We start from the raw sequence: 26,270 nt of genomic DNA, 5'->3' as shown, positions 1-26,270 counted from the left end.
AGCAAACACCGCGGGAGCAAAGACCATGAACACGCTGCTCACGACCCACGCCCTCAAGGCCTTCTACGGCGACGCCCAGGCCCTCTTCGGCATCGACTTTTCCCTGGAGCGCGGCGAGCTCGTCGCCATCATCGGCGCCAACGGCGCGGGCAAGTCGACCTTCCTCAAGAGCCTCACGGGCCTGGTGCGCGCGCCGCGTGATGCGATCCGCTTCAAGGGCGAGCCCATCGGCGGCCTGCCGCCGGGCGACATCGTGCGCCGCGGGCTCGCCATGGTTCCCGAGGGCCGCAGGCTCTTTCCGAGCCTCAGCGTCGAGGAGAACCTGCTGATGGGTGCCACGCCATCGCGCAAGGGGCCGTGGAACCTGCAGCGGCTGTACGCGCTCTTTCCCATCCTCGCCGAGAAGCGCAACCAGCCGGGCACTTCGCTTTCGGGCGGGCAGCAGCAGATGGTCGCGCTCGGCCGCGCGCTGATGAGCAATCCCGAGGTGCTGCTGTGCGACGAACTCTCGCTGGGCCTCGCGCCCATCGTCATCCGCGAGATCTATGCGGCGATGCCGGCCATCACCGCGGAAGGCATGACCGTCGTCATCGTCGAGCAGGACGTGACCATGGCGCGGCAGGTCTCGCAGCGCGTCTACTGCTTCCAGGAAGGCCGCGTATCGCTCGAAGGCCGTTCCGCCGACCTCACGCGCGAGCAGATCTCGCAGGCCTACTTCGGCATCGCGGAGGCGGCCCATGCTTGAGACCTTTGTCCAGGGCGTGCTGCTCGGCGGCCTCTACACGCTCTTCGCGCTGGGGCAGTCGCTGATGTTCGGCGTGATGCGGCTCACCAACACGGCGCAGGGCGACTTCATCATCCTCGGCGCGTTCGCGGTGATCGCGGGCATGTCGCTGACGGGCGGCGAGGCTCCATGGCTGGTCGCGCTCGCGGTGCTGCCGGTGGCCTTCGGCTTCGGCTACCTGCTGCAGCGCTACGTGCTTAACGGCACGCTCGGAAAGGATCCGCTTCCCTCGCTGGTCGTCACCTTCGGCCTGTCGATCGTGATCCAGAACCTGCTTCTGGAGCTGTTCTCGGCCGACCCGCGCGCGATCGAGACCGGCGGCCTCAGCACGCAGGGCGTCGCGCTGGGCGAGGCGATGTCGGTGGGCGTGCTGCCGCTCGTCGTGCTGGCCGTGGCGCTGACAGCGACGGGCGCGCTGCAATGGCTCTTCGCGCGCACGGCGCTGGGGCGTTCGTTCCGCGCGGTGTCGGACGACCGCGAGATCGCGGAGCTCATGGGGCTGAACGCGAAGAAGGTCTACGCGCTCGCGACCGCCATCGCCTTCGTGCTCATCGCCATCGCCGGTGCGCTGCAGGGCATGCGCACCACGGTGTCGCCTTCGGACGGGCCGCTGCTGCTGCTCTTCGCCTTCGAGGCGGTGATCATCGGCGGCATGGGCTCCTTCTGGGGCACGCTGGCGGGCGCGATGATCCTGGGCATCACGCAGCAGATCGGCTTCAGGCTCGACCCGGGCTGGGGCATCTGGTTCGGACACATCGTGTTCCTCGCCGTGCTGGTGCTGCGGCCGCAGGGACTCTTTCCAAAGACGCGCGGATGACGAACATGCCTCCTCCCATCGTCGCGGTCGAACGTGCGACGGCCGCGAGCCGCGCGGCGCTGATCGCCGGCATCGCCATCGTTCTCGTCGCGGCCAGCCTGCCCCTGTGGGGCGAGTCGAGCTGGATGCGCGAGTTCGTCGAGATCGCCTGCTACTTCATCTTCGCGATGATGTGGAACCTGCTCGCCGGCTACGGCGGCATGGTGAGCATCGGGCAGCAGGCCTTCTTCGGCTTCGGCGGCTACGTGATGCTGATGCTGGGCAATTTCGCGGGCGTGAATCCCTTCGTGGCGATCCCGCTGGGGGCGCTGGCGGCGGGGTTGGTGGCGGTGCCGGTGTCCTTCGTCGCGTTCCGGCTCTCGGGCGGCTACTTCGCCATCGGCACCTGGGTCATCGCGGAGGTGTTCAGGCTGAGCTTCGCCAACGCGTCGGCGGTGGGCGGCGGCTCGGGCACCACGCTGACCGCGTTGCGCGGCATCGACAAGGCGATGCGCGAGAGCACGACCTACTGGATGGCGCTGGCCTGCGTGGTCGCGGCGGTTGCGCTGGTGTACCTGTTCCTGCGCAGCAAGCGCGGGCTGGCGCTGCTGGCGATACGCGACAACGAAGTGGCCGCGGAGTCGCAGGGCATACCTGTGGCGCGCATGAAGCTCGCGGTGTACGTGGTCGCGGCCTTCGGCGCGGGGCTCGCGGGCGCGCTGTACTTCGTGGGCAACCTGCGCATCAGCCCTGATGCGGCATTCAGCGTCAACTGGACGGCCTTCGCCATCTTCATGGTGGTGATCGGCGGCATCGGGCGCATCGAGGGGCCGCTGGTGGGGGCGCTCATCTTCTGGGCGCTGAACAAGTTCCTGAGCGACTACGGCACCTGGTACCTGCTGGGGCTCGGGCTGCTCGCGATCCTCGTCACGCTGTTCTTCAAGCAGGGGCTGTGGGGATATGCGCAGCAGCGCTGGGGCTGGTCGCTGTTCCCCACGCAGCGAAAACTGCTTGGCACATCGGCGGTGCGCTAGTACTTTCCCACACGAGAGTCCCTGACGGGAAGGCACTTCGGACTTGCGAAAAACATCGTCGTCCTGTAACGTTGTGTAAACACAATGTAAGCACGTTCCCGTTCTTCTCACTCTCCTGGAGTCATCTTGACGATCACCAAACGCCGCCTGCTCGAAGGCGGCGCGGCAGCCATTGCCGCTTCGCTGCTTGCGAAGACTTCGTGGGCTCAGCAGCAACGCAACAACAGCGCCGGCGAGGCTTCCTGGCCGACCAAGCCCCTTCACATCCTCGTGGGCTTTCCCGCCGGCGCATCGCCCGACCTCGCGGCGCGCGCCATCGCGGAGCCGCTGTCGAAGATCCTGCGCCAGCCGGTGATCGTCGAGAACAAGCCCGGCGCCAGCGGCAACACCGTGGCCGACCAGGTGGCGAAGGCCACCGACGATCACACCGTCGGAGCGCTGATCAACGGCAACCTGACCATCGCGAAGCTGCTCAACCCCGCGCTGACCTTCGACCCCGAGAAAGACTTCGCGCCGGTCGGCCTGATCGGCACCGCGCCGCTGGTGCTGGCGGTGTCGGGCAGCGCCACGGGCAAGACATCGGCCGAGCAACTGCTGTGGGTGCGCAACCTCGGCAGCGGCGGCAAGTACGGCACGCCGGGCGTGGGCACGGTGGGCCACCTGGGCATGGAGCTCATCAAGAGCCGCGCGGCCATCACCGCGCAGCACAAGCCCTACACCGGCAATCCGCAGGTCATCGCGGGGCTGCTGGCCAACGAGATCCAGCTGGCGCTGCTGCCACCGGGCCTCGCGCTGCCGCACATCAAATCGGGAAAGATCAAGGCCATCGGCGTGACCTCGCCCGAGCGCAGCCCGCTGGCGGGCGAGCTGCCCACCATCCGCGACGCCGACGTGCGCGGCGCCGACCTGGAAATCTGGACCGCGCTGGCCGCGCCCGCGAGCATGAAGCCCGCGGCCGTCGCCAAGCTCAACGCAGCGCTGGTCGAAGTCATCAGCTCGCCCGACGTGAGCCAGGCGCTGCTGAAGACCGGCTGGCAGGCCCAGCCCGGTTCGCCCGACACGCTGGCCAAGCGCATGCGCGCCGACACCACGCGCCTGGGCGGCGTGATCATCATGAAGGGCATCCACTCGGAGGGCTGATGCCCTCCGGACTCCACGCAGGGCTCGTCTTCAGGTCTTCGACGCGGCGCGCTTGAACAGCGGCTGCTCGAAGCGGATCGTGATGATCTCGGTGTCGTCCGGCTTGCCGGGCACGCGGCCGTCCTCGGTCGGGAAGTTGGTGTCGATGGCGACGGCGAGCGTGTAGTCGTCCACCACCTCGACGCTCTCGACCGAGTCGAAGGGCATGCTGAACTTGCCGTTCGCGACGTTGGCCAGCGGGCCGCCGATGTCGTCCGGGTCGGAGATGTTCAGCAGGTCGACCAGCAGCGTCTTCTTCAGCACGCCGTCGGCGTCCTTCACGTCGAGGTCGACCATGTAGAGGCGCTTGACCACGGCCTTCGAGCCGTAGAGGCTGTCGCGCTCGATCAGCACGAACCTGTTGCCGCCGATGTTGGTCATGTCGCCGATGACGATCTGGTTGTCCTTGGCGGGGCCGTCCTTCCTGTAGACCGGGTTCTTGCCGGTGTAGAGCATCGAGGCGGGATCGAACTCGAAGAAGTTCAGGTAACGCTCGTCATCGGCCACCGGGCGCAGCGCGGCCAGCGAAGGCGCTGCCTCGGGCACCGCGTAGAGGCGGGTCTTGTCGGCGTTGAAGGCCAGGCTCTCGAAGCCGCGGCTCGAAAGCGAAGTCACCGTGGCGCCTTCGTTCATCACCAGCGGGTTGGACGGGCTGCGCAGGAAGGGATGCGGCACCGGGTCGCCCATCAGCGTGCCGTCCTTGTCGAAGTGCAGGATGTAGGGGCCGAATTCCTCGCCCACGAAGTATGTGCCGTCCTTCGCGCGGGCGATCGACTCCACGTCGAGATCGAAGCCCGTCAGCAGGCGGCCGCTGACGATGCGCGGATCCACCGGCTTGCCGCTGTCGACGAGGTTGTTGCCCGAGACCGTCTGGTAGTTGGCGAAGTCGGCAGTGATCTTCAGGTCGACGCCCTTGCCGTCCTTCAGGAAACCCTTTGCATCGTTGAAGGCGACATGGCTGTTGACCTTCACGGTGCCGGGCACCGTCGTGCCGTTGGATGCGGTGCGGAAGTCGATGCTGACGTTGTAGAAGCCGACCACGAAGTCGCCGGAGTTGCTCTTGCTGCCGTAGCCGTTGTCGGGCATGGCGGTCCAGGTGCCGTCGTCGTTCTTCAGCAGTGCCGAGAAACCTGGAAGCGGCTGGCCGTCGACGAAGGGCGGCGTTACGCCGAGCGCGGCGGTGATGAACTGGCCCGTGGTCGGGCCGGGCTGGCGGAACGACGCGGGCAGCGAGGCCCAGCCGGTGAGCTTGTGCGGCAGTCCCGCGGAAGGATCCGGCGACGGCTGGGGAGCAGGGGCCGGGGCGGGCGCCGGAGCAGGCGAAGGAGCGGGTGTCCCCGCCACGGGCGGAAGGACGATGCCGCTTCCGCTGCCGCCACCCCCGCATGCGGCGAGGACTGCGGATGCGATGGCCGCGATTGCGATATGGCGCGGCAGGCTGAGCGAGATGAAGCGACTGGACATGATCGGGCCCCTCCGGTGTTGTTGTGAGGGGTGCAATCTAGGAAGTCGATGTGACCTGTCCGTGAATGTCCTTTCGGCTTTCGCTCTCCGTCGTTCGCTTCCCGTCGTTCGTTTTGCGTCGTTCGGTCCTGTCCAGTGCGGGTCGGCCTCGCTCAGAGCATCCGCGAGACCCGGTCCGCCGCTTCGCGCAGCGCGGGAAGCATGGTCTCCTGCATCGCCTTCGCGCTGGTGCGGTTCGCCTGGCCGCTGATGTTGAGTGCGGCCACCATGCGGCCCTGCCTGTCGACCACAGGTGCGGCCACCGAGATGAGGCCTTCCTCGAGTTCCTGGTTCACCAGGCACCACTGCTGCTTGCGCGCCTGCGCGACCTTGGCCATGAGCGCGTCGATGTCGGTCAGCGTGTGCTTGGTCAGCGCCTCGATGTTCGAGGCCTCGAGCCGCGCGCGCACCTCGTCGTCGTCGAGGTCGGCCAGCAGCAGCCGGCCCAGCGAGGTGCAGTAGGCCGGCAGGCGCGAGCCCACGCCCAGGTTGATGTGCATGATCTTCTTGGTCGGCACGCGCAGCACGTAGACGATGTCCGTCGCGTCGAGCACGGCGGCCGAGCACGACTCCTGCACCTGCTGCACCAGCGCTTCCATCACCGGCTCGGCGCGGTTCCAGATCGGCATCGAGGACAGATACGCGAAGCCCAGGTCGAGGATGCGCGGAGTGAGCGTGAAGAGCTTGCCGTCGGTCACCACGTAGCCCAGCGTCTGCAGCGTGAGCAGGATGCGCCGCGCGCCCGCGCGCGTCAGCCCGCTGCCGGCGGCCACCTCGCTGAGCGTCTGGTGCGGTGCATTGGCGCTGAACGAGCGGATCACCTGCAGGCCCCGCGCGAAGGACTGCACGTAGCTGTCGCCGGGGGCCGGTGTTTCGGGTTGTGACGGGTGGGTTGCCATGGTTCGTCTTCCTCTCTAGAATTCATTATACGAACAAATGTTCTTTAGACGAACAAATCGGCAATTCGCAGAATCGGCCGGAGCGTTCAGGCAGGTTCTTTTCTTCGTTCTCTTTCTTCACTCCCGGAGACAGGCTTCATGATCAACAAGATCGCGCGCTCGGTCGCCGATGCCCTGGCTGGCATCCCCGACGGCGCCACGGTTCTCATCGGCGGTTTCGGCACCGCCGGCATTCCCAACGAACTCATCGACGGCCTCGTCGAGCAGGGCGCCAAGGATCTCACCGTCGTCAACAACAACGCCGGCAACGGCGAAACCGGCCTCGCGGCGCTGCTGAAGGCCGGCCGCGTGCGCAAGATCATCTGCAGCTTCCCGCGCCAGGCCGACAGCCAGGTGTTCGACGGGCTCTACCGCAGCGGCAAGATCGAGCTCGAACTCGTGCCCCAGGGCAACCTTGCCGAGCGCATCCGCGCCGCCGGCGCCGGCATCGGCGCCTTCTTCTGCCCCACCGGCTACGGCACGCAGCTGGCGGGCAACCGCGAGACCCGCGAGATCGACGGCAAGCAGTACGTGCTCGAGTACCCCATCCACGGCGACGTGGCGCTCATCAAGGCCGAGCGCGGCGACCGCTGGGGCAACCTGGTCTACCGCAAGGCGGCACGCAACTTCGGCCCGGTGATGGCCATGGCCGCGAAGAAGACCATCGCCACCGTGCACGACATCGCCGAGCTCGGCACCCTCGACCCCGAAACCATCGTCACCCCGGGCATCTTCGTGCACCAGGTGGTGCGCATCGAACGCGTCGCCACCCAGGCCGGCGGCTTCAAGAAGGCAGCATGACCATGAGCACGAACTACACCCGCCGCACCAAGGACCAGCTCGCCGCCCGCGTGGCGCAGGACATCTTCGACGGCGCCGTCGTCAACCTGGGCATCGGCCAGCCCACGCTGGTGGCCAACCACCTGCCCAAGGGCCGCGAAGTCATCCTGCAGAGCGAGAACGGCATCCTCGGCATGGGCCCCGCGCCCGAGGCCGGCGAGGAAGACTACGACCTCATCAACGCCGGCAAGCAGCCCGTCACGCTGCTGCCGGGCGGCTCCTTCTTCCACCACTCCGACAGCTTCGCGATGATGCGCGGCGGCCACCTCGACATCTGCGTGCTCGGCGCGTTCCAGGTGTCGGCCACCGGCGATCTCGCCAACTGGCACACCGGCGAGAAGGACGCCATTCCCGCCGTCGGCGGCGCGATGGACCTCGCCATCGGCGCCAAGCAGACCTGGGTCATGATGGACCTGCTCACCAAGCAGGGCGTGAGCAAGCTGGTCAAGGAATGCACCTATCCGCTGACCGGCATCGGCTGCGTCAAGCGCGTCTACTCCGACCTCGCCACGCTCGAATGCACCCCGCAGGGCCTGAAGCTCGTCGACCTGGTCGACGGCCTGAGCCGCGAGGAGCTCGAGAAGCTCGTGGGTCTGCCCATCGCCGCTTAAGGCGGACAGCCGAACGCAGAAGGAAGACAAAAACTACGCAGAAGTCGCAGAGAAGACCATGAAAGCCTTTTATGGTTTTCCTTCTGCGACCTTCGCGTAACCTTCGCGCCCTCTGCGTTCGGTACCCGAATTCAACTTTCCTCAAACAGAGACATCCATGACCAACCAAGCCTTCATCTGCGACGCCGTTCGCACTCCCTTCGGCCGCTACGGCGGCTCGCTCAGCAGCGTGCGCACCGACGACCTCGGCGCCGTGCCGCTGAAGGCGCTGATGGAGCGCAACAAGAACGTCGACTGGCAGGCCGTGAGCGACGTGCTCTACGGCTGCGCCAACCAGGCCGGCGAGGACAACCGCAACGTCGCGCGCATGTCGGCGCTGCTGGCGGGCCTGCCGATCGAACTCGGCGGCGCCACCATCAACCGCCTGTGCGGCTCGGGCCTCGACGCCGTGGGCACCGCGGCACGCGCCATCCGCGCCGGTGAAGCGGGCCTCATGATCGCCGGCGGCGTGGAAAGCATGAGCCGCGCGCCCTTCGTCATGCCCAAGGCCGAGAGCGCCTTCAGCCGCAACAACGCGGTGTACGACACCACCATCGGCTGGCGCTTCGTCAACAAGCTCATGAAGGCGCAGTACGGCGTCGACTCCATGCCCGAGACGGCGGAGAACGTGGCCACCGACTACAAGATCGAGCGCGAGGCGCAGGACCTGATGGCGCTCAACTCGCAGTTGCGCGCCGTGGCCTCGCAGAAGTCGGGCTTCTTCGACGCCGAGATCGTGCCCGTGACCGTGCCGCAGAAGAAGGGCGACGCGATCATCGTCAACAAGGACGAGCATCCGCGCGAAACCAGCCTCGAGTCGTTGGCCAAGCTCAAGGGCGTGGTGCGTCCCGACGGCACCGTCACCGCCGGCAATGCCAGCGGCGTGAACGACGGCGCCTGCGCGCTGCTGCTGGCCGACGAAGCCAGCGCCGCGAAGCACGGCCTCACGCCGCGCGCCCGCGTGGTCGGCATGGCCACCGCCGGCGTCGCGCCGCGCGTGATGGGCATCGGCCCCGCGCCCGCCACGCAGAAGGTGCTGGCGCTCACCGGCCTGAAGCTCGAGCAGATCGACGTGATCGAACTCAACGAAGCCTTCGCCGCGCAGGGCCTAGCCGTGCTGCGCCTGCTGGGCCTGAAGGACGACGACGCGCGCGTCAACATCAACGGCGGCGCCATCGCGCTGGGCCACCCGCTGGGCGCCAGCGGCGCGCGCCTTGCCACCACCGCGGTCAACCAGCTGCACAAGGGCGGCGGCCGCTATGCGCTTTGCACCATGTGCATCGGCGTGGGTCAGGGCATCGCGGTGATCCTCGAGCGCGTCTGACGACAACAGCGCCGCCGATCGGGCGGCCACGCAACGAAAAAAACCAGAGAAGCAAGAAGACAAGGCCATCGGCAGCCGCGGCAACAGCGGCCCGATGGCATTTTTTTAACCGAAGAGGATGAAAGAGAAGGATCAGAGGATGAACGACACGTCGACCAGGAAGACAACGCGCCGCGGCGCTGGCCTTGCAACGCTCGCACTGGCCGCAGCGGCGCTGCTGCCCACAACGGCCCTCGCACAGCAGGCCTTTCCCACCAAGCCGGTGCGCATCATCACGCCGTTCCCGGTGGGCGGCGGACCCGACGGCGTGGCGCGGCTGGTGGCCGACAAGCTCTCGCGCGCGTGGGGCCAGCCGGTGGTGGTCGAGAATCGCCCCGGTGGAAACGGCTTCATCGCCATCGACGCCTTCAAGCGCGGCGCGAAGGACGGCCACGACATCATCGTGCTCGACAACGTGCACCTTGCCGCGTACCCGGCGCTCTTCAAGAAGCTGCCCTACGACACCGCCAAGGACTTCGACGCGCTGCTGCCGCTGTTCAAGACCTACTTCTTCTTCACCGTCGCCACCAACAGCAAGTACAAGACCATCGGCGACCTGATCGCCGACGCCAAGGCCAACCCCGGCAAGCTCGACTACGGCTCCTGGTCGGTCGGCAACCCGGTGCACCTGGGCTCGGAGCTCTTCGAGTCGGCCACCGGCACGCAGATGGAGCACATCGTCTACAAGGAGACCACGCAGCTCTACACCTCGGTCGCCACCGGCGAGCTGGCCTTCGCGCTGGGCAGCAGCGCCACCGCCGGCCCGCTGCAGCGCGCGAACAAGCTGCGCTTCCTGGCCGCTGCCGCGCCCCAGCGCGTGGCGGCCTTCCCCGACGTGCCGACGGTCGGCGAATCGGGCGGCCCGAAGGGCTTCGAGGTCATCGGCTGGAACGCCATCGCCGTGCCGAAGGGCCTGCCCGCATCGGTCACCGAGAAGATCAAGCGCGACATCGAGAAGGGGCTGGCCGAGCCCGACGTGCTGGAGAAGTTCAAGAGCTTCGGCTACGAGCCCTTCCCGACCACGCGCCCGCAGTTCGACGAGTTCGTGGCGAGCGAGACGAAGCGCTTCACCGACGTGATCCGCAAGGCGAACGTCTCGCTGGACTGATCGCTAGGCCTGGCGCCGCGCTGCCACGTGCAGCGTGTGCACGCGCGCCTGTTCAGGCAGAGGGCTGCCCCAGCCCTCGGGCAGCTCGTGCAGCACCGCCTTCGCGTCGAGCGAGCGGATCGCCACCGAGTTGTCGGCGGGAATGCGCCCCTGCGCCAGCAGCGCCTCGTAGCGCAGGGCGCTCACCCGAAGGAACGAGGCGAAGTTGCCGACTTCGCCGCGCGCGGCCACCAGCTCGTCGTAGAGCCGCTCGATGAGTTGCACCACGACCATGCCGTCGCGCCGCGCGATCTCTTCCAATACCTGCCAGAACAGGTTCTCGAGCCGGATGCTGGTGACGACGCCGTGCAGCCGCACCGAGCGCGTGCGCGCGTCATAGCTCTGCGGATCGGCACTGATGAAGACTTCGCACATGGTGGCTGTCTCCTTTGCTTGAAGGAAGGTGGGCGACGCCGCACTGTAGCGCCGCGCCGCCCGCCGGGAGTTCAATGCTCGATGCGCGTGCCCAGCACCACGAGGAACTGCGAGAGCCACGCCGGATGCGCCGGCCATGCGGGCGCGGTGACCAGGTTGCGGTCGGTCACGGCCTGGTCGACCGGGATGCCCATGTACTCGGCGCCCGCAAGTTCCACCTCCACCTGGCAGGCCGGATAGGCCGACACCTTGCGGCCCTTGAGCAGGCCCGTGGCCGCGAGCAGCTGGGCGCCGTGGCACACCGCCGCCAGCGGCTTGTCGGCGGCCAGGAAGTGCCGAGCGATCTCGACCACGCGGGTGTTCATGCGTAGGTACTCCGGCGCGCGGCCGCCCGGAATGACCAGCGCGTCGTAGGCCTCGGGGCGGACGTCGGCGAAGTTGGCGTTCAGCGTGAAGCGGTGGCCGGGCTTCTCGCTGTAGGTCTGGGCACCCTCGAAATCGTGGATGGCGGTGTGGACCCAGTCGCCGGCCTTCTTGTCCGGCGCCACCGCATGCACCGTGTGGCCCACGGCCAGCAGGGCCTGGAAAGGCACCATGGTTTCGTAGTCTTCGGCGTAGTCGCCGCAGAGCATCAGGATCTTGCGCGCCATGTCTCTTGTCTCCTTCGGATGAGGTTGGAATGCGGCCCGGCGCACCGGGCGCGGGCCGTTTCCGGATTATTCGAAGGAGCAGGGCGCGGCGGGTAGCAGCCGGCTGTGACCGCGGCCGGCGCCGTGGCTTCAGATGATGGTCGCGCGCACGCCGCGTGCCACCGTGGGCGCGATGCCGGCGTAGAAGAAGCCCAGGTCGTCCTCGGGGCCGTTGGTGGCCCGTCCGCGCACCTTGCCCATCACGCACACGCCGACCTGCGATTCGCCCTCGCCGATGACGAGCACGAAGGGGTTGTCCTCGTCGCCGCGCAAATAGCGCCCGCCGAACTCGCGGCGCGCGACCTCGAAGACGTAGGCCGATGCGAGGAAGTGCAGATCGTCCGGCAGCGGCGCCTGCTGCTTGAAGAAGTCGTCGAGCACGCGGTCGACAAGCGCCAGCGAGGGGGCCGTGTAGTCGAGCCGGGAGCCGTCGATGGGCGCGCCGGGCTGCGAGAAGGCGCCGACGAAGTCCTTGGCCTGCGAGGCCATGCCTTCCTCGAGCGTCGCGGGCATGGCGGGTTTCTTCTTCAGGAAGTCGAACATTCCCATGGTTGCGGTTTTCCCTTCGTTCTTTCCGATGGAGACAGGGGGCGGTCCGGGTGTGGCCCGGGCGACTGTCTCAGAAGCGATGGCCCGCGCGCAAGCCCGAAGTGCGTTCGCGGCGCAGGAAACGGGCGGACCGGGCCGCGTCAGTTAACAGAAGTTCGCAGAGGCTGCAGGGCGCGCGCGAGAGCTGGTGCTCGGGGCGGGGGCGTCACGGATCTGCCTTTTGCGCTGAATAGCCTCGTTCAGGGTTTTCCCGTATCCCCGGGCAAGCCTCTTACGGACCGACAGACAACTCACAGAAAAGACCGAACCATGAAGACCTCCCAGATCGCCCTCGCTGCCGCGCTCGCCCTGCTCGCCATCGCTTCCGTGCCCGCCCAGGCCCAGCAGCGCACGCGCGAAGCCGTCGAAGCCGAAGCCGTCGCCGCCGCCCACGCCAAGGACCAGAACGTCACGCGCGGTTCGCGCGGCGCCGATCCGTTCACGTCCACGGCCGATGCCGAAGCCATGTACAAGCAGGCCGTCGAGACCGCCCACGCGCCCAACCAGAACGTGACGCGCGGCTCGCGCGGCGCGGACCCGTTCACCTCCAGCCGCGACCCGGCGCAGGTCTACCAGGAAGCCATGGCCACCGCCGCGGCGCCCGACCAGAACGTGACCAGCGGCTCGCGTGTCAACAGCAAGGTCATCTCGACCATGCAGAACCCGGTGCTGCAATCGGCACAAGGCAAGTAAGCCGGCGGGCCGTGGCCCCCGAAGACGGGAGACGCCGCCGCTATGCGTTGCGCTCGCGACGAGCGGGTTCGGCCCGATGAAGGAAGCCGGTGAAGGTGTCCGGCGGCGACGAGCCCGTGAGCCGGGTCAGTATCCGGCCGACTTCTCCACGGTGATAGCCCGCGTGAGTCGCCACGTGGGCCAGCATTTCCTCGCGCGACATCCGGCCCGGCGCGCCGTCGGTGAAGGTGAACTCGATGCCTTCCTCCAGCTCGCGCGGGCTCAGGCGCGCCACGTAGTCGATGTACCAGCGATCGGTTTCCCGCACCGCCTCGCCCAGCGTTTCCAGCGGCGGCGGCTCGGGCGCGCCGGTCGCGGTGTGGCCGTGTGCCTTGCGCTGCACGTTGGCGACGAAGATGCGGTCGACGATGAAGCCGTGGTTGAACACGCGCGCGGCCGCGCGGTACTCGTCGGCCGGGCCGTTGGCCGCCAGATCGGCCAGGGCCGCCAGCAGGCCCTCGTCGGCCCAGGCCTTGTAGCGGAACAGCGAGGCCAGAAGCGTCTGCGTACTCATCACAATCTCCCTTCGGACAGTTGAACGCACGCCTGGCGTGCGCTCCCATTCTTGAGTGGAGCCTCGAACTTGGGTACTCGCATTCCCCCACAGCGCAGGACCATGCGCAAAGCGCCCCGGCAGCAGCGTTCGCGCGTCACGGTGGACGCCATCGTCGAGGCCGCAACTCGCGTTCTGGCGCGCCGCGGATGGGCGCGGTTCACCACCAACGAGATCGCGGCGGTGGCTGGCGTCAGCGTCGGCTCGCTCTACCAGTACTTCCCGGACAAGCTGGCCATCGCCGAGGCGATACGGCAGCGTCACCTCGACGAGGTGCTGGCGGCGCTGAACGGTTCCGATGCGGATGTCGACGCTTCGGCTCCGCTTTCGCGCCGCGTGGAGCGCTTCGTCGACGGGGTCATCGCCGCCCATTCGGTCGACCAGGCGCTGCACCGCGTGCTCGTCGACGAGGTGCCGCTCGCCGCGCGCTCGACCTACCCCGAGTTCGAGGCCGAATACCAGCGCCGCTACCGGGCACTCGTCGTTGAAAGCGGTGGGCCGGGAGGCGACGCCGATGCCGACATCGCAGCCCGCATGCTCTCGTCCGCGGTCGAAGGCGCAGTCCACGCGGCGGCGCGCCGCGGCGACCTGGATGCTCCGGCGATGAGGACCGAACTCCTCAGGCTGCTGTTCGCCTATTTGGCCGACCGCCAGCGCACGGACTAAAGCTCCATCGGCATGCGGGTTGCCGGTGTGGACACCGCCCCGGACCCTGACCACAATGCCCCGGCCCCGTGCCGTCGCGGGTGCTGAAAGGTCATCGCAATGAAAAAAATGCTCGTGCCGGCTTGCCTGGCCCTGGCTCAGATGATGGTCGTGCAGGTGGCGTCCGCCCAGTCTTCCGGCGAAGCCGATCCGGCTCAGGGCAAGGCGCGGCCCGTGGCGCCCACCACCCGGGCGGAGCGCGCCGAGGCTCGCGAGGAGCGCCGCGCGGATGGCGCAGCCGCCGCCCGTGGGCCGCAGATGCAGGAGGGCGAGGTGCGCGCGACGACCGCACTGAAGATGTCAAGGGAAGAGCGCCGGGCCGCCGCGGCCAAGCGCCGTGCGGCGAACCGCGAGGCCATGAAGGCGGGCCAGCTCTCGCGCGGCGGCAGCGGCGACGCGCCCGAAAAGCAGAAGAAGCCCTGAGGCTGCACGGGCCGTCAGGCCCAGGCCTTGGCCGAGCGCAGCTGCAGCAGCGCCAGCATCCGGGCCTCTTCCGCGTCGCGCAGGCTCTTGGCTGCGCGGCTGGCGGCGTACGTCACGTAGAGCGTGTCGATCGCTTTCGCCCAGCACTGGGCCGTCTGGTAGGGGCTGTTGGGGTTTCCCGGACCTGCGGGCACGGTGTATCCGGCCTTGCGCAGGATGTTGGCTTTGTGTTCGGTGCTCAGCATGTCGTGCCCCCCGATTCGATGGCGTGAGGAGCACGGTACTCGCGATGCGCTGCGTGCGCTATTGGCTACAAGACGTATCCGGATGTAGGAAAACACAGCGGAAAACAAGCCATAAGTATTAGATGACGTCGCCTGATTGCCACACGAGCGTGGCAGCGGCCAGGTCTTCCAGCGCGCTGCCGACAGCCTTGAACACGGTGCGCCCGGCATCGTTCGTGCGGCCAGGGTGCTCCCCGCGGCACAGCATCGCCAGCGTGCCCTGCACCTCCTCCGCGCGCAGCGTGCCGGCGGCCATCGCGTCGAGCAGGTCACCGGATTTCTGCAGCGCCTCCTCGGTGTCGACCCAGGTCAGGGCGCCGTCGAAGCACCGGGCGTCGGCTTCGCGCATCGCGGGCGTGAAGCTGCCGATCAGGTCCAGGTGCGAGCCCGGTGCCAGCCACTCGCCGCGCACCAGCGGCGAGGTGGCCAGCGTGGCGCAGCTCACGATGTCGGCCTGACGCACGGCGGCTTCCAGATCCGTTGCCGCCCGCGCGTTCCAGCCCTCGGCGCGCCATTGGGCGGCCAGCGCTTGCGCGCCTTCCGGCCGGTGGTTCCACACCCACAATTCGTCGATGGGCCGCACGCTCGCATGCGCGGCGGGCAGCATGCGTGCGATGCGGCCGGTGCCCAGCACCAGCAGCCGGCGCGCATCGGCGCGCGCCAGGAACGACGCGCCCAGCGCCGAGGCTGCGGCCGTGCGGCGCGCGGTGATCTCGTTGCCGTCCATCATCGCCAGCGGCACGCCGGTGCGCGCGTCGTACAGCACGTAGGTCGCATGCAGGCCGGGCAGTCCGCGCTCGCTGTTGCCGGGGAAGATGTTGATCGTCTTGATGCCGAGGAAGCCCGCGTCGCTCCATGCCGGCATGATGAGCACGGTGCCCTTGCCGCTGGCGCCGGCTGTGGTGTCGATGGCGTGCACGTGGCGCGGCGGCACCTGGGCGCCCGCCGCGAAGGCCGCGCGCAGGGCAGGAACCAGGCGGTCGAAGCCCAGCGGGGCACGAGTGGCGGCTTCGTCGAAATGCTTCATGGCCGTCGTCATTGCTGAAGTGGGTGCAGTGCCGACTCGAAGAACTCGGTCAGCGCCTTGCGGTAGGCCGCGCCATAGCGCAGGGCCGTCATCGGTTCGAGATGCGCGGCGCCCGGCGCCTCGATCAGCCGCTTGGGCTCGCGCGCGTCGGCCAGCAGCCGCTTGGAGTGCGAGGGCGGAATCACCTGGTCGGCCGTGCCGTGGATCAGCAGCAGCGGAATGGGCGATATGGCCGCCACATATTTCGAGGCCGCGTACTCGTCGCTCACCAGCAGGCCGGCGCCGCTGAGCTTCTCGTTGGCGATCGACGAGTAGGAATAGAAGGTCGACTCGATGGCCGCGGCCTTCACGCCCGCGCGGTTGCCCGAGCCCACCACCGCGATCGCGTTGGTGCCGCCCAGGCTCTGGCCGAAGACGAAGAGCCGCTCGGGGTCCACGTCCTTGCGCGAGCGCACGTAGTTCAGTGCGGCGTTCGAATCCTCGAAGACGCCCTTGGGCTCGGGCTTGCCTTCCGACTGGCCGTAGCCGCGGTAGTCGAACACGAACACGTTGTAGTCCCGCTTCGGCAGCCAGGCCACGAAGCGCCAGTGCGTGCTCATGTTCTGCGCGTTGCCGTGGAAGTGCACCACCGTGCCCTTGGCCTCCTTCGGGTTCTGCCGGTTCTCGGCGGGCAGGAACCAGCCGCTCAGGCGTGTGCCGTCGGCGCTGGCGAACTGCACGTTCTCGTAGCGCATGCCGAGAGCCTCGGGGGTCTCGTAGCGCACGCTGTCCGGGTAATAGAACATCGACTGCACGCAGCCGCCCAGCATGAGCGGCAGCGTGCACAGCGCCAGCCTTCCGAACCACCGACGCAGCGCGCCGCCCTTCATGAAGGCTGCCCGCCCGCGGACGCCGCGCGGTTCTCCGCGAGCATGTTGCAGAAGAGCGCACCCTGCTCGATGGCGTCGTCTAGCGCCACGTGCGTGTGCGGCAGGCCGGCGTCGAACCAGCGGCGCGGCATGGCGCGCTTGGTGCTGTCGCGGTAGTCGAGCTTGAGCATCGCCATTGCGAACGACTTGACGTCGAGCGCCGAATGGCTGAACGGGCTCTCGCCCGCGAATCGCATCAAATACCAGTAGACGAAGAGGAAGTCGAAGCCCGCCGGATAGGCGACGAACACCGGCCGCGCTTTCAGGCCCTTGAGCCAGCCCACGTAGTTCTTCATGGCGTGGGCGGGGTCCTGAAGATCGGTGCGGCATGCGGCCCAGGCCTCGGGCTGGGTCTTCCACCATGCGGCGGTCTTCGGATCGGCTTGCGCGCCGGGCAGCGCGTGAAGGTTGGCGCTGAAGGTGGAAACGAGTTGCTTGTCGGCCGTGTAGGCGGCCGAGCCGAAGCTGAGCATCGAGTTCGGGCCGGGGATGGGACCGTCGGATTCGACGTCTGTGCTTATGTAGATTTCTGACATGTGTTGTTCTTATCGGATGGAGGGTATTGGCTGGATTGCACGCTGCAGATGAAAGACGTGCATGTCCCGCCAGTTGCCCGTCGAGTTCTCGATCAGCGCGACTTCCGTGCAACTCGCATGCACGGCTCCCGACGCGGCAAGCCGGGCCTGCAGTTCGACCGCCGCAGCATCTGCATCGGGTGCACTGCCATGCGCAACCGACAGATGCGCAACGATGCTGTCGTGCTCGCCGCCATACGGAGGAAAGTCGGGAAACGCTTCCACGAGCGCTCGCGTCATTTCGATGAAAGGTGCCGCAGGCTCCGGCGCGAGGTACGCGGTTTCCGGAAAACGCCCGACCCTGTTCAGCGTGAAGGAAAACGAAGTCGTCCGATTCAAGGCCAGCCTCGCACGCTCCAGGACTTCGGGCGTGATTCGCGCCGGGTCCATGAAAGGAACGAGCACCGTGATGTGTGCAGGCACTCCGAGGGTCACGGTGGCGTCGTAGAGGCGGCGCAGATCGCCCACCATGGGCTCGGCGGCGGGAACCTTCACGGCGAATGCGGAGATGGCCATGGCGGCGGAGGATAGCTCAGGCGTTCGCGATCCGGCCCCATTCCAGGCCGTGCTTGGCAAGGTACTTGCGCAGCCGGTCGGCGTCGTTCACCACGCTGCGCTGCGCGCGCGAAGCCTGGAAGAGCTGGCGGCCCGCATCCGACAGGCTGCGTGACTGACGGCAGACGCGCACTACCGCTTCGAGCTGCAGGCGATCGAAGAGATCGAGTGCGGCGCTGCGTTCCTTGCCGATCAGGGTGTCGAGGTCCACGCCTTCGCCAGCGGCCGGCATTGCGCCCGCGTGCTTCCACAGCCAGCGCAGCCGCGCGATCTCGGCTTCCACCAGCGCGACCGGAATGCGTCCGCCGTCGGCCAGCGTGGCCAGCCGTGTCACGCTGGCAGACAGGTCGCGGAAGTTGCCGCTCCAGATCGCCTCGCCGCTCTGCGCGAAGCGCAGGTAGGCGGCGCGCGCCTCGGCGTTGAAGCGCACCACGCGGTTGTTCTCGGCGGCGTGGAGGGCCAGCAGATGGTCGACGTTGGGCTCGATGTCCTCCGGCCGCTGCGCGAGGCCGGGCAGGTCGTAGGTCCAGAGGTTGATGCGCGCGAACAGGTCTTCGCGAAAGCGTCCCTCGGCCACGTCGCTGCGCAGGTCGCGGTTGGTGCCGGCGATCAGCTGGAAGTCGCTTTCCACTTCCTTGTCGGCACCCACGGGGAAGAAGCGCTTCTCCTCGATGGCCTTCAGCAGCATCGCCTGCTCGTCGAGGCCGAGCTCGCCGATCTCGTCGAGGAAAAGGGCGCCCTGGTGCGCGGTGCGCAGCAGGCCAGCGCGGTCGGCGGCGGCGCCCGTGAAGGAGCCCTTCTTGTGGCCGAAGAGCGTGGAGGCCGCGCCGTCGCCACGCAGCGTCGCGCAGTTCACTTCGACGAAAGGCCCCGTCATCTGGTGGCGCGACTGCTTCAACTCGAACATGCGCCGCGCCAGGAAGGACTTGCCCGCGCCCGTCGGCCCCACCAGCAGGATGGGCGCGCGCGAGCGCACCGCCACGCGCTCGATCTCGTCGATCAGCGCGTTGAATCGCGCGTTGCGCGTGGCGATGCCGCTCTTCAGGAAGGCGACCGCGTCGCGCTGCTCCGCGTCGAAGCGCCGCGCGATCACGTCATAGCGAGACAGGTCGAGGTCGATCAGCGTGCACTTGCCGGCTTCGCCCTCGCGCTGCTTCTTCGGCGGCGATGTCTGCGCCAGCACGCCTGGAACCACGCGAGATTCGGACAGCAGGAACATGCAGATCTGCGCGACGTGCGTGCCGGTGGTGATGTGCGTCCAGTACTGCTCGCGCTCGGTGTCGAAGCTGTAGCCGCGCGCCCAGTCGTAAAGGCGCGTGTAGACCTCGCCGAAGTCCCAGGGGTCCGCCAGGTCGAGCGGCACGAGGTTGACCGTGGTCTCGGGCGAGACGGCGGCGATGTCGGCCTTCACCACCTCGGCCAGCGCCTTGTGCCGCAGCGTGTAGAGCAACTCCATGCGCGAGACGACCATGTCCTCGTGCTGAGCGAGCGAGACGGTGGGGCGCCACTTGTTCCAGCGGCCCGCGCCCTGGCCGGCGTCGAGCTGGGTGCCGAGGAAGCCGATGACGACGATTGGCTTCATGAATAAAGATTTAGCTAAATTTATAGAAATTAGTTGAATGCTAGCAGATCGAATATGGCGCGCACCGGTCGATAAAGAAGAATTTGTCTATTCATATCAATGGCTTGCGTGAGTTTCGAACGCTTTTTTGCCTCTTTCGCCGTCGCCTGGCACGCTGGGTGCAATAGACAACCCGTCGGATGCAGTTCATCCGCTCGCAGGTGCCGCGTGAAAGCGGCCCGGTGCCGCAGGCCAGATCCTGTCTTGGGCTCGCGGTATGCCGCTGTTGAACTGGCTGGCAACTGAACTTGTTTCAGTTCTGCTCATGGTTGAGCACCGTGCCAACCGCACGGCGTTGTGGGTTCGATTCCCGCGAAAAACCCTGGCGGTGCTCGCACCGCCATCTGATGGGGCGAAAGCCCCCCGCCCCGGCACACCGGAGCGACGGCGCAAGGCCCTCAAAGCCTTGCGGCGCGCGACACAGTGCCAAGCGCAGGCGGCTTGCGCACCGCGTGCGTGGCAAGGAACTGCGTGCAGCCATCGACGGCAAAGGAGGTGAGGGCGTTGCGATGCAACGACGGGAGGCGCCTACCGAACCGCGCGACCGCCGCATGACAGGCCTTGACCGCCGCAGTGTCCGCCGCCTGCCCTTTCGAGGGCCTGGATTGAATGAATGGATGAATGACGACTGGCCGACGAGAACGAAACGAACAGTCGAACCGAACAAAGAGGAGAAAAAGAATGCTGGGCTTCAACCAATACACCATCAAGAAGAACGAACGCGCACTGCTGCTGCGCAACGGCGACTTCGAGCGACTGCTCGGACCGGGAAAGCACCGCGTGTTCGCGGGCTTCGACACCGTCCAGCTGCAACGCTTCTCGCTCGCCGAGCCGGTGTTCGAGCACGAACTGGCCGACTACTTCCTGGCACGCGAGCCGGAGCTGGTCGAACGCGAGTTCGTGCAGGTGTCGCTGGGCGAAACCCAGGTCGGCCTGCGTCATGAGGAGGGCGTGCTTGTGCAGATCCTGCCGCCCTCCACCCGCAAGCTCTACTGGCGCGGGCTGCGCGAGCAGCGCATCGACGTGATCGATGTTTCCGCCGATGCGCGTCTGCCGGCCGAGTTGCTGGCAAAGCTGCAGAGCGTGGCCCTGCGTCCGCGCGCGGTGCAGGGGCTCGAGGGCGTACTGCTGGTGCAGGTGCCAGAGTTCCATGCCGGTGTGCTGACGCTCGAAGGGCAGATGCAGGCCTTGCTGCCGCCTGGAAACCACGGTTTCTGGCGCTTCAACCGTCAGGTGTCGGTGACCTCCGTGGACCTGCGTTCGCAGATCGCCGAAGTGAGCGGCCAGGAGATCCTGACCCGCGACAAGGTGGGGCTGCGGCTGAACCTGTCGGCGGTATGGCGTTTCCTCGACGTGCGGCAGGCCCTGGCGCAGATGCCCAAGCCGGCGGAGCACGTGTATCGCGAGCTGCAGTTCGGTCTGCGTGCCGCGGTCGGCGAGCAGACGCTCGACGCGCTGCTGGAGAACAAGGCAGCCATCGACCAGACCGTGCTGGCGCAGGTGCGCGAGCGGCTGGAAGGCTCGGGAGTCGTGCTGGAAAGCGTGGGCGTGAAGGACATCATCCTGCCGGGTGAGATGAAGACCATCCTTGCGCAGGTGGTGGAGGCCGAGAAGTCGGCCCAGGCCAACGTGATCCGTCGCCGCGAGGAAACCGCGGCCACGCGCTCGCTGCTGAACACCGCCAAGGTGATGGAGGGCAACCCCGTCGCGTTGCGGATGAAGGAACTTGAAACGCTGGAACGCGTGGCCGAGCGGATCGACAAGATCTCGGTGGTCGGCGGTCTGGACCAGGTGCTCAACGGACTGGTGACGCTTCGGCCGAACGGTTCCTGAGTTCTGAAGGAAAAAGGGATACGGGCACGCAGGCACAGAAGGGAGCGCCACTGCCAAAAATGTTGATATTGCCGGCAGTCCGGGTAGCACCGGATGCGGCGGGCAAGTCGGTCGACGAGCAAGGTTGAGGATGCAGGTGCTGGCTCCGATGACGGGTCTGTCACTGGCGCGCGTTTCCAATCGTCGACTGGGCCGCTGGATTGAAACACCACGGTCGCCGTATTGATGCGGGTTCGAATCCCGCCGTGTCCACCAGTCGTTCGTGAAGAATGAATAGATAGATAGCCAAAGAGAGAGAAAGAAAAATGGAACAGAGCAAGAACTACAACCTGCACGAAGTCGCCAACGGCGTTCCCGTGAAGATGTGGACCCGCGGCGTACCCGTGGAAGACGAGGCGCAGAAGCAGCTCGAGAACGCCGCCCGCCTGCCCATCGTGTTCAAGCACATCGCGGCCATGCCCGACGTGCACTACGGCATCGGCGCAACGGTGGGTTCGGTGATTCCCACCTTCAAGGCCATCATCCCGGCCGCGGTGGGCGTGGACATCGGCTGCGGAATGATGGCGTGCAAGACCACGCTGCACGCCAACGACCTGCCTGACAACCTGGGACCGCTGCGCTCGGCGATCGAGAAGGCCGTGCCGCACGGCTCGAACCCCAAGCGCATGGGCCGCGACAAGGGTTCGTGGGAGACGCCTCCCAACGAGACCGACGTGGCCTGGGCCGGACTGGTGGACGAGTTCGACGCGATCTGCGAGGACTACCCGCGCCTGAAGAACACCAACAACCACAAGCACCTGGGAACGCTGGGTACCGGCAACCACTTCATCGAGGTATGTCTGGACGAGGCGGGCTCCGTGTGGTTCATGCTGCACTCGGGTTCGCGCGGCGTGGGCAACGCCATCGGCACGCACTTCATCGAACTCGCGAAGAAGGACGCCGAGCAGCACCAGCGCAATCTGCCCGACCAGGACCTGGCGTACTTCGAGGAAGGCGCCAAGTACTTCGGCGACTACGTGCGCGCGGTGGGCTGGGCCCAGAAGTTCGCGCGAGCGAACCGCGAAGTGATGATGCAGCGCGTGGTCGCGGCCGCGCGCAAGGTCATCACCAAGCCCTTCGAAGCGCACGTGGAAGCGGTGAACTGCCACCACAACTACGTGAGCCGCGAAACGCACTTCGGCGAAGACGTGCTCGTGACCCGCAAGGGCGCGGTGAGTGCCAAGGCCGGCGAGCTGGGAATCATCCCCGGCAGCATGGGCGCCAAGAGCTACATCGTGCGCGGAAAGGGCAACCCCGAGAGCTTCATGAGCTGCAGCCACGGCGCCGGTCGAAAGATGAGCCGTACCAAGGCCAAGAAGCTCTACACGGTGGCCGACCAGATCGCCGCGACCGAAGGCGTCGAGTGCCGAAAGGATGCCGATGTGATCGACGAGATCCCGATGGCCTACAAGGACATCGACGCGGTGATGGATGCGCAGAAGGATCTGGTGGAGGTGGTCTACACGCTCAAGCAGGTCGTATGCGTGAAGGGATGACAGCGAGGCCGATCCACGGCCTCATGGCTGGGGTGACGTAGGGAGGAGGGCTCGGGCCCTCCTTCGCGGCACCTCGCGTTTGGAAAGGTCCGAGAGATGAAGAAGAGCAACAAGCAGCGCCGTGCCGAGATCAAGGCGCGGCGCCTCGAGCGAGCCGCAGCAGCGTCGGCCGCGCATCTGCGCGAGAAAGATGTCCGCCTGCCGCAGCCCGATTTCGGGTCCGCGCTCGGCTGCGAGCCGGCTGATCGGTTCGTCCTGGAGCAATACAACAACACCTATGGGGTGCTGCCTGCGTTCTATGCAGCCCGCCCCTTCACCTGCCGCGATTGCGGCGCCGAGGAAGTGTGGACGGCCAAGCAGCAGAAGTGGTGGTACGAGGTCGTGCACGGGCATATCGATAGCCGAGCCGTTCGGTGCCTGGCATGCCGACGCGCACGGCGCGAACGCCTGCGCAACGCGCCGCCGGGTGCGAACCTCCTGCGCGAGCAGACGGATCGTCTTCGCGCGCTGGGCGACGCGAAACCGACCGCGAGCGCCGTCGCCGAAATCGAGGCTGCGCTTGAAAGCAAATGGTGGAGCCTGCGCGTCGTGGCGATCCAGACCATGGCTCGCTGGGGAGGCGAAGCGAACCTCGCCAAGCTGCATGAGTTGATGGCGGCTCGTCCCGAGGGAGGTCGCCGATACTTTGCCTGGGAGCGCGTTGCCGCCGATGCGGCAAGGAGCGCGCTGCTGAACAGGGAGCGATGGCCTTGACGACGATGATGAAACTGACTTTCCTGGGGACCTCTTCCGGCACCCCCACGCGCCACCGCAACGTCTCCGGGCTTGCGGTGCAGACGGTGCTTGGCGCCGACTGGTTCCTGGTCGATTGCGGCGAGGGTACGCAGCACCGCGTGCTGCAGACCCCGCTGTCGCTGAACGACCTGGCCGCCGTCTGCATCACGCATGTGCATGGCGATCATTGCTATGGCCTGCCGGGATTGCTCGCGAGTGCCGGCATGGGCAAGCGCACGAAGCCGCTGAAGCTGATCGCGCCGCTGCCGGTGTGGGAATGGTTCGAGGCCACGCGACGGCTGACCGACCTGCATCTGCCCTATGAGGTGGAGCATGTCGATCTGGAGAACGAAGCGCTGGTGTACGACATGCCCGGTTTGCGCATCGAGCGCCACGTACTGCGGCATCGCGTGCCGAGCCACGCCTATCGCGTGCAGGTCGAGACGCGGCGCGTGCGGCTCAAGGCAGAGGCGCTGCGGGCTGTCGGACTGCCGCCCGGACCGGCATGGCGTGCGCTTCAGAACGGCGAGGATGTGTCATTCAACGGCGAAACGCTGCACAGCGCTGATTTCGTGGATACGCAGGTCGACACGGCCGTCGCCGTGCTCGGTGGAGACAACGCCGAGCCGGCGATGCTCCATGAAGCCTGCCAGGGCGCGCAGCTGCTGGTGCATGAAGCCACGTTCACGCAGGACGCGCTCGACAAGGTCGGCCCCGGGCCGATGCACAGCTCGGCGCGCCTGCTGGCCGAGTTCGCGCAGTCCGTCGAAGTGCCGAATCTGATCCTCACGCACTTCAGCGCGCGCCACCAGAACGGGGAAGGCATGGCGGCGCTGATGGCCGAGACGCAGGCGCACTACCGCGGCCATGCGTTCCTGGCCAACGACCTTGATGTTTACGAGCTCGACAGTGCCGGCAAGGTGACCGTAACGCGGGCCTGACGAGAGAAAGAAGAAGAAAGAAGAATCGAAGATGAGTACCGAAGAAGAATTTCTGCGCTCCGCCCATCCGATCGAGCCTGCCATGCGCGCGCAGATCATGGAGGCCCTGCGCGACATCGAGGCGAAGCACGACGTGAGTGTGCTGTTCGCCTGCGAATCCGGCAGCCGAGGCTGGGGCTTCGCCTCGCCCGACAGCGACTACGACGTGCGCTTCATCTACGTCAACCGCCTGCCGTGGTATCTCACGGTGGCGCCGCGCCGCGACGTGATCGAGGTGCCGATCAGCGGCGACCTCGACATCAACGGATGGGACCTGCGCAAGGCCCTGGGCCTGATGCGCGAGTCGAACCCGACGCTGCTCGAATGGCTGCGCTCGCCCGTCGTGTACCGCGACGACGCGACGGCGATGCCGCGCTTTCGCGAACTGTCGGAGGCGGTGTTCTCCAACGCGCGCGGCTGGCACCACTACAGCTCGATGGCAAAGAAGAACTTCCGCGAGCACCTGCAGGCCGACGACGTGCGCTACAAGAAATACCTCTACGTGCTTCGCCCGCTGCTGGCCGCGCGCTGGATCCGCTCGCAGCCAGGTGTGCCGCCTATGCGCTTCGCCGACCTTGCGCAGCGCACGCTCGACCCGGTGCGCGACGCCGCGCTGATCGGCGAGATCAATGCGCTGCTCGAAGTGAAGATGCGCGCCGGCGAGGCCGCGACCAGCCCGCGCTGGCCCGGCATCCACGCGTTCATCGAGTCGGAGCTGGCAGCCAATGCCACGGAGCCGGTGACGCCGCTGCCGCAGTCCGAGCAGGCCGGCCTCGATGCCTTCCTGTACGAAACGGTCCTGCGTTTCGAAGCGAAGAAGAGCGAGAAGGAGGCCGCGCATGGTTGAACTCGACGGGTCCCAAGGCGAGGGCGGCGGCCAGATCCTGCGCACCAGCCTCGCGCTGTCGATGGTCACGGGCCAGCCCATGTCCATCGAGAAGATCCGTGCAGGCCGCGCCAAGCCGGGCCTGATGCGCCAGCACCTCGCGTGCGTGAACGCGGCGGCCGCGATCAGCGGCGCGGAAGTCGATGGCGCCGAGCTCGGTTCGCAGTCGCTGCGTTTCGTGCCCGGCACAGTGCGCGCGGGCGAGTATCGCTTCGCGATCTCGGGCGCCGGCAGCTGCATGCTGGTGCTGCAGACCGTGCTGCCGCCGCTGCTGCTGGCCGGCGCGCAGAGCCGCGTGCATCTGAGCGGCGGCACGCACAACCCGATGGCGCCGCCGTTCCATTTCCTGGAGCGCGCGTTCGCGCCGCTGGTGCGCCGGCTCGGCGCCGACCTGGAGCTGACGCTGCGCCGCTGCGGTTTCTATCCGGCCGGCGGCGGCGAGGTCGAGGCGGCCATCGTGCCTGCGGCTGGTGCGCTGCAGCCCTTCGACCTGATGGCGCGCGGCGCGAATCTCTCTAGCTATGCGGAGTGCCTGGCACCGGGCATCCCGCGCCATGTGCCGACGCGCGAGCTCGACACGCTGGGTGGCGCAATGGGCTGGTCGGGCGAGCAACTGCGCTTCGGCTCGGTGCGCCAGAACGAAGGCCCGGGCAACGCGCTGCTGGCCACGCTGGCCTACGAGCATTTGACGGAGGTGTTCACCGCCTTCGGCGAGAAGTCGCTGAGTGCAGAGCAGGTCGCGCATGGGCTGGTGAAGGAACTGCGCTCTTTCCAGAAGAGCGAGGCGGCTGTCGGTCCGCACCTGGCGGACCAGCTGGCGTTGCTGCTGGCGCTCGCCGCGTGGCAAAGCAGGAAGGCCGGCGCCTTCACCTGCAGCGAGGTGACGGAGCACACGCGTACCAACTGCGCGGTGATCGAGCGCTTCCTGCCGGTGCGCTTCGCGATCGCCGAGAGCCGTCAGGCCTGCACGGTGCAGGTCTCGCCTGCCTGACG

29 protein-coding genes are annotated in these 26,270 nt (G+C 67.3%); 17 read left to right on the top strand and 12 right to left on the bottom strand.

Annotation, left to right across the window (positions count from 1 at the left end; genetic code table 11):
• The first annotated feature begins 25 nt into the window (after positions 1 to 25).
• From EJP67_RS31455 to EJP67_RS31440, 4 genes are all read left to right on the top strand, one after another.
• Positions 26 to 745 (top strand): ABC transporter ATP-binding protein, encoded by a 720-nt coding sequence (locus EJP67_RS31455; RefSeq protein WP_126025633.1) that lies wholly within the window; start codon positions 26 to 28, stop codon positions 743 to 745.
• The gene (locus tag EJP67_RS31450) at positions 738 to 1,601 is read left to right on the top strand and encodes a branched-chain amino acid ABC transporter permease (protein ID WP_126025632.1); all 864 of its coding nucleotides are present in this window, start codon (positions 738 to 740) and stop codon (positions 1,599 to 1,601) included. Before EJP67_RS31455 ends, EJP67_RS31450 begins: the two co-directional genes overlap by 8 nt.
• A gap of 5 nt (positions 1,602 to 1,606) precedes the next feature.
• A complete protein-coding gene (locus EJP67_RS31445) occupies positions 1,607 to 2,614 on the top strand; it encodes a branched-chain amino acid ABC transporter permease (RefSeq protein ID WP_240650840.1) in 1,008 nt (335 codons plus the stop codon).
• A gap of 126 nt (positions 2,615 to 2,740) precedes the next feature.
• Complete coding sequence (locus tag EJP67_RS31440; protein ID WP_126025630.1) at positions 2,741 to 3,754, top strand: Bug family tripartite tricarboxylate transporter substrate binding protein; 1,014 nt, start codon at positions 2,741 to 2,743, stop codon at positions 3,752 to 3,754.
• A 30-nt stretch (positions 3,755 to 3,784) separates the two neighbouring features.
• Here EJP67_RS31440 and EJP67_RS31435 read toward each other — a convergent pair whose 3' ends face one another.
• Entirely contained in the window at positions 3,785 to 5,257 is a 1,473-nt protein-coding gene (locus tag EJP67_RS31435; RefSeq protein WP_126025629.1) for an esterase-like activity of phytase family protein, read from the bottom strand.
• A gap of 152 nt (positions 5,258 to 5,409) precedes the next feature.
• On the bottom strand, positions 5,410 to 6,195 hold the full coding sequence (locus tag EJP67_RS31430; RefSeq protein ID WP_126025628.1) for an IclR family transcriptional regulator domain-containing protein: 786 nt from the start codon (positions 6,193 to 6,195) through the stop codon (positions 5,410 to 5,412).
• Between the two features lie 138 nt (positions 6,196 to 6,333).
• Between EJP67_RS31430 and EJP67_RS31425 the strand changes: the two genes are divergently transcribed.
• The 4 genes from EJP67_RS31425 (at position 6,334) to EJP67_RS31410 (ending at position 10,195) form a co-directional block, all read left to right on the top strand.
• The gene (locus EJP67_RS31425; protein WP_019656175.1) at positions 6,334 to 7,035 is read left to right on the top strand and encodes a 3-oxoacid CoA-transferase subunit A; all 702 of its coding nucleotides are present in this window, start codon (positions 6,334 to 6,336) and stop codon (positions 7,033 to 7,035) included.
• A complete protein-coding gene (locus EJP67_RS31420) occupies positions 7,032 to 7,685 on the top strand; it encodes a 3-oxoacid CoA-transferase subunit B (RefSeq protein WP_126025627.1) in 654 nt (217 codons plus the stop codon). Before EJP67_RS31425 ends, EJP67_RS31420 begins: the two co-directional genes overlap by 4 nt.
• Positions 7,686 to 7,842: 157 nt before the next feature.
• Complete coding sequence (pcaF, locus tag EJP67_RS31415) at positions 7,843 to 9,048, top strand: 3-oxoadipyl-CoA thiolase (protein WP_126025626.1); 1,206 nt, start codon at positions 7,843 to 7,845, stop codon at positions 9,046 to 9,048.
• Between the two features lie 139 nt (positions 9,049 to 9,187).
• Positions 9,188 to 10,195 carry a Bug family tripartite tricarboxylate transporter substrate binding protein gene (locus EJP67_RS31410; RefSeq protein ID WP_126025625.1) on the top strand — a complete coding sequence of 336 codons (1,008 nt, stop codon included), beginning with the start codon at positions 9,188 to 9,190 and terminating at the stop codon, positions 10,193 to 10,195.
• A 3-nt stretch (positions 10,196 to 10,198) separates the two neighbouring features.
• On the opposite strand, the gene EJP67_RS31405 is transcribed toward EJP67_RS31410, so the two are convergent.
• The 3 genes from EJP67_RS31405 to EJP67_RS31395 all read right to left on the bottom strand — a co-directional run bounded on the left by EJP67_RS31405 (position 10,199) and on the right by EJP67_RS31395 (position 11,847).
• Entirely contained in the window at positions 10,199 to 10,609 is a 411-nt protein-coding gene (locus tag EJP67_RS31405) for a ribbon-helix-helix domain-containing protein (RefSeq protein ID WP_126025624.1), read from the bottom strand.
• A 71-nt stretch (positions 10,610 to 10,680) separates the two neighbouring features.
• A complete protein-coding gene (locus tag EJP67_RS31400) occupies positions 10,681 to 11,259 on the bottom strand; it encodes a DJ-1/PfpI family protein (RefSeq protein ID WP_126025623.1) in 579 nt (192 codons plus the stop codon).
• Between the two features lie 129 nt (positions 11,260 to 11,388).
• Positions 11,389 to 11,847 carry a hypothetical protein gene (locus tag EJP67_RS31395; RefSeq protein WP_126025622.1) on the bottom strand — a complete coding sequence of 153 codons (459 nt, stop codon included), beginning with the start codon at positions 11,845 to 11,847 and terminating at the stop codon, positions 11,389 to 11,391.
• 309 nt (positions 11,848 to 12,156) lie between these two features.
• Here EJP67_RS31395 and EJP67_RS31390 point away from each other — a divergent pair, with 309 nt between their 5' ends.
• Positions 12,157 to 12,579, top strand: coding sequence for a hypothetical protein (locus tag EJP67_RS31390; protein WP_126025621.1), 423 nt, complete (start codon positions 12,157 to 12,159; stop codon positions 12,577 to 12,579).
• Between the two features lie 40 nt (positions 12,580 to 12,619).
• On the opposite strand, the gene EJP67_RS31385 is transcribed toward EJP67_RS31390, so the two are convergent.
• A complete protein-coding gene (locus EJP67_RS31385) occupies positions 12,620 to 13,132 on the bottom strand; it encodes a DinB family protein (protein WP_126025620.1) in 513 nt (170 codons plus the stop codon).
• 102 nt (positions 13,133 to 13,234) lie between these two features.
• Between EJP67_RS31385 and EJP67_RS31380 the strand changes: the two genes are divergently transcribed.
• Both EJP67_RS31380 and EJP67_RS31375 read left to right on the top strand, forming a co-directional pair.
• Positions 13,235 to 13,837, top strand: a complete 603-nt coding sequence (locus EJP67_RS31380; protein ID WP_126025619.1) for a TetR/AcrR family transcriptional regulator — start codon at positions 13,235 to 13,237, stop codon at positions 13,835 to 13,837.
• Between the two features lie 99 nt (positions 13,838 to 13,936).
• On the top strand, positions 13,937 to 14,299 hold the full coding sequence (locus EJP67_RS31375; protein WP_126025618.1) for a hypothetical protein: 363 nt from the start codon (positions 13,937 to 13,939) through the stop codon (positions 14,297 to 14,299).
• A 14-nt stretch (positions 14,300 to 14,313) separates the two neighbouring features.
• Here the strand turns inward: EJP67_RS31375 and EJP67_RS31370 are convergent, their stop codons facing one another.
• The 6 genes from EJP67_RS31370 to rtcR all read right to left on the bottom strand — a co-directional run bounded on the left by EJP67_RS31370 (position 14,314) and on the right by rtcR (position 19,230).
• Positions 14,314 to 14,544 carry a hypothetical protein gene (locus EJP67_RS31370; RefSeq protein ID WP_126025617.1) on the bottom strand — a complete coding sequence of 77 codons (231 nt, stop codon included), beginning with the start codon at positions 14,542 to 14,544 and terminating at the stop codon, positions 14,314 to 14,316.
• Between the two features lie 118 nt (positions 14,545 to 14,662).
• The gene (lhpI, locus tag EJP67_RS31365; protein WP_126025616.1) at positions 14,663 to 15,610 is read right to left on the bottom strand and encodes a bifunctional Delta(1)-pyrroline-2-carboxylate/Delta(1)-piperideine-2-carboxylate reductase; all 948 of its coding nucleotides are present in this window, start codon (positions 15,608 to 15,610) and stop codon (positions 14,663 to 14,665) included.
• Between the two features lie 8 nt (positions 15,611 to 15,618).
• The gene (locus EJP67_RS31360; RefSeq protein ID WP_126025615.1) at positions 15,619 to 16,479 is read right to left on the bottom strand and encodes an alpha/beta hydrolase; all 861 of its coding nucleotides are present in this window, start codon (positions 16,477 to 16,479) and stop codon (positions 15,619 to 15,621) included.
• Complete coding sequence (locus EJP67_RS31355) at positions 16,476 to 17,054, bottom strand: 3'-5' exonuclease family protein (protein ID WP_126025614.1); 579 nt, start codon at positions 17,052 to 17,054, stop codon at positions 16,476 to 16,478. Before EJP67_RS31355 ends, EJP67_RS31360 begins: the two co-directional genes overlap by 4 nt.
• 9 nt (positions 17,055 to 17,063) lie before the next feature.
• Positions 17,064 to 17,609 carry a 2'-5' RNA ligase family protein gene (locus EJP67_RS31350; protein WP_126025613.1) on the bottom strand — a complete coding sequence of 182 codons (546 nt, stop codon included), beginning with the start codon at positions 17,607 to 17,609 and terminating at the stop codon, positions 17,064 to 17,066.
• A gap of 16 nt (positions 17,610 to 17,625) precedes the next feature.
• On the bottom strand, positions 17,626 to 19,230 hold the full coding sequence (rtcR, locus tag EJP67_RS31345; RefSeq protein WP_126025612.1) for an RNA repair transcriptional activator RtcR: 1,605 nt from the start codon (positions 19,228 to 19,230) through the stop codon (positions 17,626 to 17,628).
• 720 nt (positions 19,231 to 19,950) lie between these two features.
• Here rtcR and EJP67_RS31340 point away from each other — a divergent pair.
• From EJP67_RS31340 to rtcA, 6 genes are all read left to right on the top strand, one after another.
• A complete protein-coding gene (locus tag EJP67_RS31340) occupies positions 19,951 to 21,102 on the top strand; it encodes a slipin family protein (protein ID WP_126025611.1) in 1,152 nt (383 codons plus the stop codon).
• A 305-nt stretch (positions 21,103 to 21,407) separates the two neighbouring features.
• Complete coding sequence (locus EJP67_RS31335; RefSeq protein WP_126025610.1) at positions 21,408 to 22,637, top strand: RtcB family protein; 1,230 nt, start codon at positions 21,408 to 21,410, stop codon at positions 22,635 to 22,637.
• Between the two features lie 96 nt (positions 22,638 to 22,733).
• Complete coding sequence (locus EJP67_RS31330) at positions 22,734 to 23,390, top strand: zinc-ribbon domain containing protein (protein WP_126025609.1); 657 nt, start codon at positions 22,734 to 22,736, stop codon at positions 23,388 to 23,390.
• Between the two features lie 8 nt (positions 23,391 to 23,398).
• A complete protein-coding gene (locus EJP67_RS31325; RefSeq protein ID WP_240650839.1) occupies positions 23,399 to 24,352 on the top strand; it encodes a ribonuclease Z in 954 nt (317 codons plus the stop codon).
• 31 nt (positions 24,353 to 24,383) lie between these two features.
• Positions 24,384 to 25,238, top strand: a complete 855-nt coding sequence (locus tag EJP67_RS31320; RefSeq protein WP_126025607.1) for a nucleotidyltransferase domain-containing protein — start codon at positions 24,384 to 24,386, stop codon at positions 25,236 to 25,238.
• Positions 25,231 to 26,268, top strand: coding sequence for an RNA 3'-terminal phosphate cyclase (rtcA, locus tag EJP67_RS31315; protein ID WP_126025606.1), 1,038 nt, complete (start codon positions 25,231 to 25,233; stop codon positions 26,266 to 26,268). Before EJP67_RS31320 ends, rtcA begins: the two co-directional genes overlap by 8 nt.
• Positions 26,269 to 26,270: the final 2 nt, after the last annotated feature.

Origin of the sequence: Variovorax guangxiensis (genome assembly GCF_003952165.1) — a bacterium.
Classification (GTDB): Bacteria; Pseudomonadota; Gammaproteobacteria; order Burkholderiales; family Burkholderiaceae_C; genus Variovorax; species Variovorax guangxiensis.
This window is presented reverse-complemented; position numbering and strand designations above follow the sequence as displayed.